2 protein-coding genes and 1 pseudogene are annotated in these 1798 nt (G+C 66.6%); all 3 read left to right on the top strand.

The annotated features are described in order from the left end of the window. The coding region (locus tag WAL33_RS02855; protein WP_422178285.1) for a pyruvate dehydrogenase complex E1 component subunit beta at positions 1 to 1088 on the top strand (1088 nt) is incomplete at its 5' end. Between the two features lie 409 nt (positions 1089 to 1497). Beyond that, a pseudogene (locus WAL33_RS02850) lies at positions 1498 to 1581 on the top strand (aldehyde-activating protein); the annotation flags it as partial. 12 nt (positions 1582 to 1593) lie between these two features. After that, positions 1594 to 1798: biotin/lipoyl-containing protein (locus tag WAL33_RS02845; RefSeq protein ID WP_422178283.1), on the top strand; the 205-nt coding region annotated here is incomplete at its 3' end.

The raw sequence follows: 1798 nt of genomic DNA, 5'->3' as shown, positions 1-1798 counted from the left end.
CGGCTCCCATCGCTGCTGCTCCGGCGACTGGTGGCCCGATCTCGGCCGCCTCGACTTTCGCCGATCCGGAAATCCCGGCCGGCACGCCGATGAAGAAGATCACGGTCCGCGACGCCCTGCGCGACGCCATGGCCGAAGAGATGCGCCGCGACGACAAGGTCTTCCTGATGGGCGAGGAAGTCGCCCAGTACCAAGGCGCCTACAAGGTCAGCCGCGACCTCCTGCAGGAGTTCGGCGACAAGCGCGTCATCGACACCCCGATCACCGAGCACGGCTTCGCCGGCCTCGGCGTCGGCGCGGCCATGGCCGGCCTGAAGCCGATCGTCGAGTTCATGACCTGGAACTTCGCCATGCAGGCGATCGACCAGATCATCAACTCGGCGGCCAAGACGCTCTACATGTCGGGCGGTCAGATCAAGTCGTCGATCGTGTTCCGCGGCCCTAACGGCGCGGCCTCGCGGGTCGGCGCCCAACACAGCCAGGACTACGCGGCCTGGTACGGCAACGTCCCCGGCCTGAAGGTCGTCGCGCCGTACGACGCGGCTGACGCCAAGGGCCTGATGAAGGCCGCTATCCGTGACCCGAACCCGATCGTCTTCCTCGAACACGAGATGATGTACGGCCACGAGTTCGACATCCCCGACGTCGAGGACTGGATCGTGCCGATCGGCAAGGCCAAGGTCCGTCGCTTCGTCGCCGAAGGCCACACCGGTCCCAGCGTCACCATCGCCACCTATTCGCGGATGGTGGGCTTCGCCCTCCAAGCCGCTGAAGAGCTGGCCAAGGAAGGCATCGAGGCCGAGGTCGTCGACCTGCGCACGATCCGTCCGATGGACCACGCCACCATCCTGGAAAGCGTCAAGCGGACCAATCGTCTGGTGACCGTCGAGGAAGGCTGGGGCCCAATGGGCGTCGGCGCCGAGATCGTCGCCCGGATCACCGAGTTCGGCTTCGACTACCTAGACGCCCCGCCGCTGCGGGTGCACCAGGAAGACGTGCCGTTGCCCTACGCGGCGAACCTGGAAGCCCTGTCGCTGCCGTCGGTCCCCAAGATCGTCAAGGCGGCCAAGACGGTCTGCTACCGGTGATCGCCCGACCCGCTCGCCTGGGCCCTGGCCTGTGTGAGCGGGCAGGGAGCTTCTCATGACCCAGACCCTCAACGGCTTCTGCCATTGCGGCGCGGTGCATGTGCAGCTCGATCCCGGCAAGCCGGTGGCCGAGTTGGCCTTGCGGGCCTGCCAGTGCTCGTTCTGCCGTCGGCAGGGCGCGCGGACGACCAGCGATCCAGGCAGCCGCCTGCACATCACCGCCGCGCCGGGATCGCTGATGCGCTACCGGTTCGGGCGGCGGGCGGTGGATTTCCTGATCTGCCGGGAATGCGCCGTCTACGTGGCGGCGATGATCGAGGACGAGGGCCAGGCCTACGCCACCCTCAACGTCGTGGGGACCGACCTGCCGGGTTTCGCCGATCGCGAGCCTGAACGGCTGGACTATCACGACGAAACGGACGAACAACGCCTTGCCCGTCGCAAGGCCAAATGGACGCCGACCACTTTGGTCGAAGCCGTCCCGAACGCTTGAGGAAGAAGCTCAATGTCGATCGACATCCTGATGCCCGCCCTGTCGCCCACCATGGAGGAGGGGACCCTCGCCAAGTGGCACGTCAAGGTCGGCGACACCGTCAAGGCCGGCGACGTGATCGCCGAGATCGAGACCGACAAGGCGACGATGGAAGTCGAAGCCGTCGATGAAGGCGTGGTCGAGGCCATCCTGGTTGAGGCCGGCACAGAGAACGTCA

It is taken from the genome of Caulobacter sp. (assembly GCF_049283275.1).
Taxonomy (GTDB): Bacteria; Pseudomonadota; Alphaproteobacteria; order Caulobacterales; family Caulobacteraceae; genus Caulobacter.
This window is presented reverse-complemented; position numbering and strand designations above follow the sequence as displayed.